Below are 5352 nucleotides of genomic sequence, written 5' to 3'. Positions count from 1 at the left end.
CCCCCCCCCCCCCGCGCGCGGCCTGCGCCTGCTGCCACAGCTGCTGCTGGGCCTGGCCTTGCTCGCCGGCGGCCATGCCGCCCAGGCACGCACGCCTGTAGCCGCGCCAGCACCGCAGCTGGCACCAGCGGACAACCCCTCGTGCCCAGCGCCACCCGTCAAAGATCCTGCGGTCTACCAGGCGGAATCGCGCAAGCCGCATCCGGACCGGGGCGTGCTGTGGCAACTGCGCAAAGGCGATACGGTTGCCTATCTGTGGGGCAGCATCCATGTGGGCCAGCTGCCCTGGATCTTTCCCGGCCCGCGCACCGCACAAGCGCTGCGCGCTGCGCCGGCCATTGCGCTGGAGCTGGACCCGGTCGACCCCGCCACCCTGCAGGCCCTGACCCAGGCGATGCGCGAAGACAATGACCGGCAAAAGCTGGTCATGCGCCAAAACCCCGAGCTGCAGACACGCATGGGCCGCATGGCCTTCGAATCCTGTGTGGACCAGAGCAGCTGGCAAACCAATGCCGCCACCCTGGCCCGCCTGATCGCGCTGGGCATGCAGGACATGGCGCGCAGCGGCTACCACCCGGCCTATGGCATCGACCTGAACCTGGCGGCCATGGCCCATGCGGTGGGCAAGCCGGTGCAGGCCATCGAGACGGCGCAGGAGCAGCTGCTGGCCATGGGCCTGGGCGGCGATGGTGTGCCCGCGCAGCTGGCCACGCCCGATGACATCCGCAAGGCGCTCGATGACATCGACAGCGGCAAGAACCGCCAGGTCGCCCGGCAGCTGGCGACCTACTGGGAAAGCGGTGACCTGGCCGCCCTGAAGCAGCTGATGCAGGACTGCCAATGCCTGGGCGATGTGGGCATGCAGGCGGCTCTGCTCGACACCCGCAACCAGCGCATGGCCGAGCGGCTGCCGGCCATGATGGCGGCCCAGCCCCAGCTCTTCATCGCCGTAGGCCTGCTGCACATGGTGGGCGACAACAACCTGCTGCAATTGCTGCAAAAGCAGGGCTTTACGGTGCGGCAGCTGACCGGCAAGGGTGCAGAGGCTGCAGCCGCTGCCAGCAGCGCAGTGCCTGTGAGCACGCCCGCCAAGGCCACATAAGCGCCCATAAAAGTGCCCATAAAAAACGCCGCCTGTTGGATGCAACAGGCGGCGTAAAAAAATAGCTGAACAGCTCGGGCACTCAGACCATGCGCAGGCGCTGGTCGTGCTTGGCCAGCATGTCGGCATAGGGCTCCAGCTCCCATTTTTGTTCGGCCGCATCCGGGATCTGCGCCGCACTGGCCTGCACCGCCTGGCCATGCTCGGCGCACAGCTGGGCCATCGCGGCGGGGCTGATCAGGCCCTCGCGCAGCAGCAAGGCGGTCATCGCCATCAGCAAGGCGTTGTGCTGCACCAGCAGATCCTGCGCACGCAGCATCTGCGCTTGCAGCAAGGCTTCCATACCGGCATTGCTGGGTGCCACTTCGGTATTGGTGTTGTCGCCAGGCTCCTGGGCCACATCGGTGCGCGACAGGCGCGCACCAAAACCCAGGTGGCGCAGGTAGCGCGCCGCATCCGCCGTGGCCTGCCGGATATCCTGCTCGGCCCCGGTGGTACAGGCTTCCTGGCCAAACACATGGCGCTCGGCCGCGCGGCCGGCCAGGCCCACGCAGACCATGTCCAGCATATTGCGCCGCGATGTCGCCTGCAGCTCGGTAAAGCTGTTGTAGCCGCCTTCGAAGGTCGCGATATTGATCTTCAGCTCCTGCGGCGTGCGGCCAAACAACAGCGCATAGACCAGGCCGTGCCCGGCCTCATGCACCGCCAGCAGCGCGCGGAAATCCGCGCTGGTGCGCTGCTTGACCTTGTTCAGATCCAACGGCACCGCAAAGCACTGCTGCAGCACCTCTGGCGCATCCGGCAGCGCCAGTTGCACCTGCAGCCGCGCAGCGCCAGCGGCCATCTGCACCCGCAACTGCTGACCGGCCTGCGCGCCCTGCTCCAGCGCCCACAGCGCTGCATCGACCAGCGCACTCGACAGGATCGTGTGCACCGACGAGAACAGCGGCCGCGTTCCCTGGGTGGGAAAGACGGCATTCTGGTAGATCTGCGCCAGCACATCGCTGCCGATGACAAAGCGCAGCCCGCAGTTGGCTTCCAGCCCCTGCACATAGTGCTGCACCGTCGTCGCAATCAGTTGCTCGTAGGCCGAGCGGCTGAACGACGGGTAGATCACATGCTGGTTGCCCAGCCGGGCAATCTGCTCGGGCTTGAAGCGCTCGGCCAAGGCGCGCTTGACATCGATCAGCGACAGCCGGCTGGTGAGCCGGTGGAAAATGTCGGCATCGGTGTCGCAGTCTTCGACGCGGCTGGCCGTCTCCGTGTACATCTCGTCGAGATTGCCACAGACAAAGACCAGCAGCCGGCTGTAATCGGTCTCCCAGGATTGCTGGGAACTGCGAAACTGGACCAGCAGCTGGTGAATGTAGTCATTGCTCCACTGCATGATGTCCAGCAACGGCGCATCGAGCTTCAGGCTGCGCTTGAGTGCCTGTGCGTCCCAGGCATCGATCTTGTAGCGCATCTGCTGCTTTTTGCGCCGCTCCTGCGCGTCGTCCTCTTCGGCTCGCTCGGCGTCATAGAGCGCGTCCGCCAGCTTGCGCTCTATGCTGTGCAGTTCCGACAAGGCAGGCGGCAGCTTGCCATCCGACAACAAGGCCCAGACATCCTGGTAGCGCTCGACCTTGCTGTCATCGCCACGGCTGCTCACGGTGCGGTAACGCTGGAACTCATCGAGCACCAGGATGCCGGGCGCGCCTTCCACCAGCCCCGCACTCTCGAGCGTGCCGGAGATGGTCGATGCGCCATAGCTGTCACCGTTTTGGCTGAAGCCGTCCATCTGGACTTCGACAAAGCGATCATAAAAACCCAGCAGCTGCGCCAGGCGGCGCGTCAGCTGGGTCTTGCCCGTGCCTGTCAATCCCCACAGGCACACAATCACAGGGCGGGTAATGAGCTGGGGCATCACATACCAGGCGCGCACGGCGCCCATCACACGGTCAATCACGTCATCAATACCGATCAATTCGGTTTTCAGCTGGGCCGCAATGGCCTGCAGGTTTTGCTGACGCTCATGCATCTGTACGCGAAGCAATAGCTCCGGGGAGGTTTTCATTTCTTTCATGTTGTGCTGTCTCTTCATCCTGCGCAGCCGCTCAATCCCCATGGTCGGCTTTGCGGGTCATCTGCTGCAAGGCCATCCGGTCGGCACGGCGCTGGGCGCCCTGGCTGCGGATGTGCTTGCCCGCAGCGCCGGACAGACGCCGCTGGGCCATGGCCTTGGCAACAGGATTGAAAGGAGTGGCATCGGCCACGATCAGCAGCGCGATCGGCTGCTTCATGCGGCGCAAAGCCTTGACCCGGCCCTCTTCAAAGGCACGGGAAACAGTTTTTGCACTCATCTGTGCGGTTCCTCAGGGGCCTGGCGCGCCGATGGCGTGGTGGCTGGCGCAGCAAAACCCCAAAACAAAAAGCCCCGGCGAAGTAGCCAGGGCTTTTGTCGATCCCGGCTGCAGTGGTGCAGGCGGCGATCTGGGCCAAGGCTAAACCATATGAACATGGTTTAGCCGGGGCAGAAACCGTGTTCAGTGGAGAGGGTTGAACATGAAACAGGACATAGCAAAAACTCCCAATGGTGCGCTGCAGAAGGTCATTCGTTGCTGCAGCGATAAGAAGACGAAGGCTGGACTATAGCGGCAATTTGTTGATTTGGCAAGCCCCATATACAGGCTGTTGCATAAAACTAACCAGCAACCGCTGGCTTCCGCCTCTTTTACACGGCTTTGTGCGCATAAAACGCAGCAACGCGCCAACGGTGGCCGAAACCGCCGCTGACGCAGCATGCGGATCAGTAGCGCTTGCGGCCGGCCTTGCGGTGCTTGGCGTGTTCAGCCTTTTTGGCTTGCTGCAAGGCCTCGGCCACCTCGCCCGCGGCCCGCCATTGCTCAAACTCTGCCGGCGTCTCCACGGTGATGCGGCCCAGCATCTGGGTGCGAAAGTCGGTGATCAGCAGCTCAGCGGCCTTTTGCATGTTGATGCGCCCGCCGCCCATGACTGCGCCGCGCTTCTTGCCAATCAAGGTCAGCAGCTCGTCATCGCTCAGCGCAGCGATGTCCGCATCTTCGAGCCCCAGCTTGTAGCGCTCGTCCAGCTGGCGCGGGTAGTGCCTTTGCAGGTACAGCAGCAACTCCAGCGCCACCAGTTCGTCGTCATAGGCATTGCGCCCCACCGATCCGCAGGCCGCCAGGTTGTAGCCCGACTCGGGCACGATGATCTTGGGCCAGAGCATGCCGGGCGTGTCCCAGAGGTAGAAGTCATCGGCCAGCACAATGCGCTGCTCGTCCTTGGTCACACCGGCCTCGTCGCCAGCCTTGGCCTGGCCCTTGCCGCTCATGCTGTTGATCAGGGTGGACTTGCCCACATTGGGCACGCCGCAGATCAGCACGCGCATCGGCTTGGCCAGGCCACCGCGCCCGGGGGCCAGTTGGCGGCAGGCCTCCACCAGGCGCTTGGCCGGGGCCGGCTCGCTGGCATCGAGCGGCAAGGCCTTGGTTTCGTGCTGGGCCTCATACCAGGCCACCCACAGCGCCGTGCGGCTGGCATCGGCCATGTCCTGCTTGTTGATGATCTTGAGCGTGGGCTTGTGGCCGGTCAGCTCCGTCAGCGCCGGGTTGGCACTCGATCCAGGCATGCGTGCATCGAGCACCTCGATGACCACATCGATGTCTTTGATGCGCTCGGCAATCAGCTTGCGCGTCAGGTGCATATGCCCGGGGAACCATTGGATACTCATACTCTTGCTTTCGGGGGGAATGGCAGGCAGGCGGTGCGCACGCAGGCGCGCTGTGCCGGATAATGCTGCCATGTCTTCTTTATCTCAACGCCAGTGGGATGCGCAGCGCAAATCCGATCAGGACCTGCTCATCAAAGGCATCATCTTGGTCTTGATAGGGCTGGTGATCGTCGTCTCGCCCTATGTCGCTCAGGGCGATATTGTGCAGGGAGTTTTCGCCAAGGCCCCGGCAGTGGGTTGGTTTTCCCTGGTATTGGGCGCGGCTTTTGTGCTGCGCTTTGGCCTGCGCCGCAAGGCCGTGCCGCCCCGGCCCGAGCAGTGAACGCTGCCACCCTCAGCGTCCAGCCGCTGGGCAGCCTGCGCGAGGCACGCCAGTGCTTTGCCGCGCTGCAGGCCAGCGCCAGCGCCCGCCAGATCAGCCTGCGCGAGCCCCCCGCCGCGCCGACGACCTGCTGCGGGCGGGGCTGCAATGGCTGCGTCTGGGAAGGTTTTTTTGCCGCGGCGATGTACTGGCAGG

General features: G+C 64.3%; 6 protein-coding genes. 3 read left to right on the top strand and 3 right to left on the bottom strand.

Annotated features, from left to right (window positions below):
• Positions 1 to 1102, top strand: a 1102-nt coding sequence (locus tag H928_RS28140; protein WP_204366320.1) for a TraB/GumN family protein, incomplete at its 5' end; no start/stop codon positions are given.
• Between the two features lie 82 nt (positions 1103 to 1184).
• Here the strand turns inward: H928_RS28140 and H928_RS28135 are convergent.
• The 3 genes from H928_RS28135 to ylqF all read right to left on the bottom strand — a co-directional run bounded on the left by H928_RS28135 (position 1185) and on the right by ylqF (position 4835).
• The gene (locus H928_RS28135; RefSeq protein WP_021027319.1) at positions 1185 to 3167 is read right to left on the bottom strand and encodes an ATP-binding protein; all 1983 of its coding nucleotides are present in this window, start codon (positions 3165 to 3167) and stop codon (positions 1185 to 1187) included.
• Positions 3168 to 3198: 31 nt separating this feature from the next.
• Positions 3199 to 3444 (bottom strand): hypothetical protein, encoded by a 246-nt coding sequence (locus H928_RS0115445; RefSeq protein WP_021027318.1) that lies wholly within the window; start codon positions 3442 to 3444, stop codon positions 3199 to 3201.
• A gap of 446 nt (positions 3445 to 3890) precedes the next feature.
• Positions 3891 to 4835 (bottom strand): ribosome biogenesis GTPase YlqF, encoded by a 945-nt coding sequence (gene ylqF / locus H928_RS0115440; RefSeq protein ID WP_027010990.1) that lies wholly within the window; start codon positions 4833 to 4835, stop codon positions 3891 to 3893.
• A gap of 70 nt (positions 4836 to 4905) precedes the next feature.
• Here ylqF and H928_RS0115435 point away from each other — a divergent pair, with 70 nt between their 5' ends.
• Complete coding sequence (locus H928_RS0115435) at positions 4906 to 5157, top strand: hypothetical protein (protein WP_021027316.1); 252 nt, start codon at positions 4906 to 4908, stop codon at positions 5155 to 5157.
• The coding region (locus tag H928_RS28130; protein WP_021027315.1) for an oxidoreductase-like domain-containing protein at positions 5154 to 5352 on the top strand (199 nt) is incomplete at its 3' end. The genes H928_RS0115435 and H928_RS28130, both read left to right, overlap by 4 nt.

The organism is Comamonas sp. B-9, from assembly GCF_000410635.1.
GTDB lineage: Bacteria > Pseudomonadota > Gammaproteobacteria > Burkholderiales > Burkholderiaceae_C > Comamonas.
This window is presented reverse-complemented; position numbering and strand designations above follow the sequence as displayed.

Coding starts and splice junctions, on each gene's coding strand:
- H928_RS0115445 (WP_021027318.1), bottom strand. CDS start 3,444: ATGAGTGCAAAAACTGTTTCCCGTGCCTTTGAAGAGGGCCGGGTCAAG.
- ylqF (WP_027010990.1), bottom strand. CDS start 4,835: ATGAGTATCCAATGGTTCCCCGGGCATATGCACCTGACGCGCAAGCTG.
- H928_RS0115435 (WP_021027316.1), top strand. CDS start 4,906: ATGTCTTCTTTATCTCAACGCCAGTGGGATGCGCAGCGCAAATCCGAT.
- H928_RS28135 (WP_021027319.1), bottom strand. CDS start 3,167: ATGAAAGAAATGAAAACCTCCCCGGAGCTATTGCTTCGCGTACAGATG.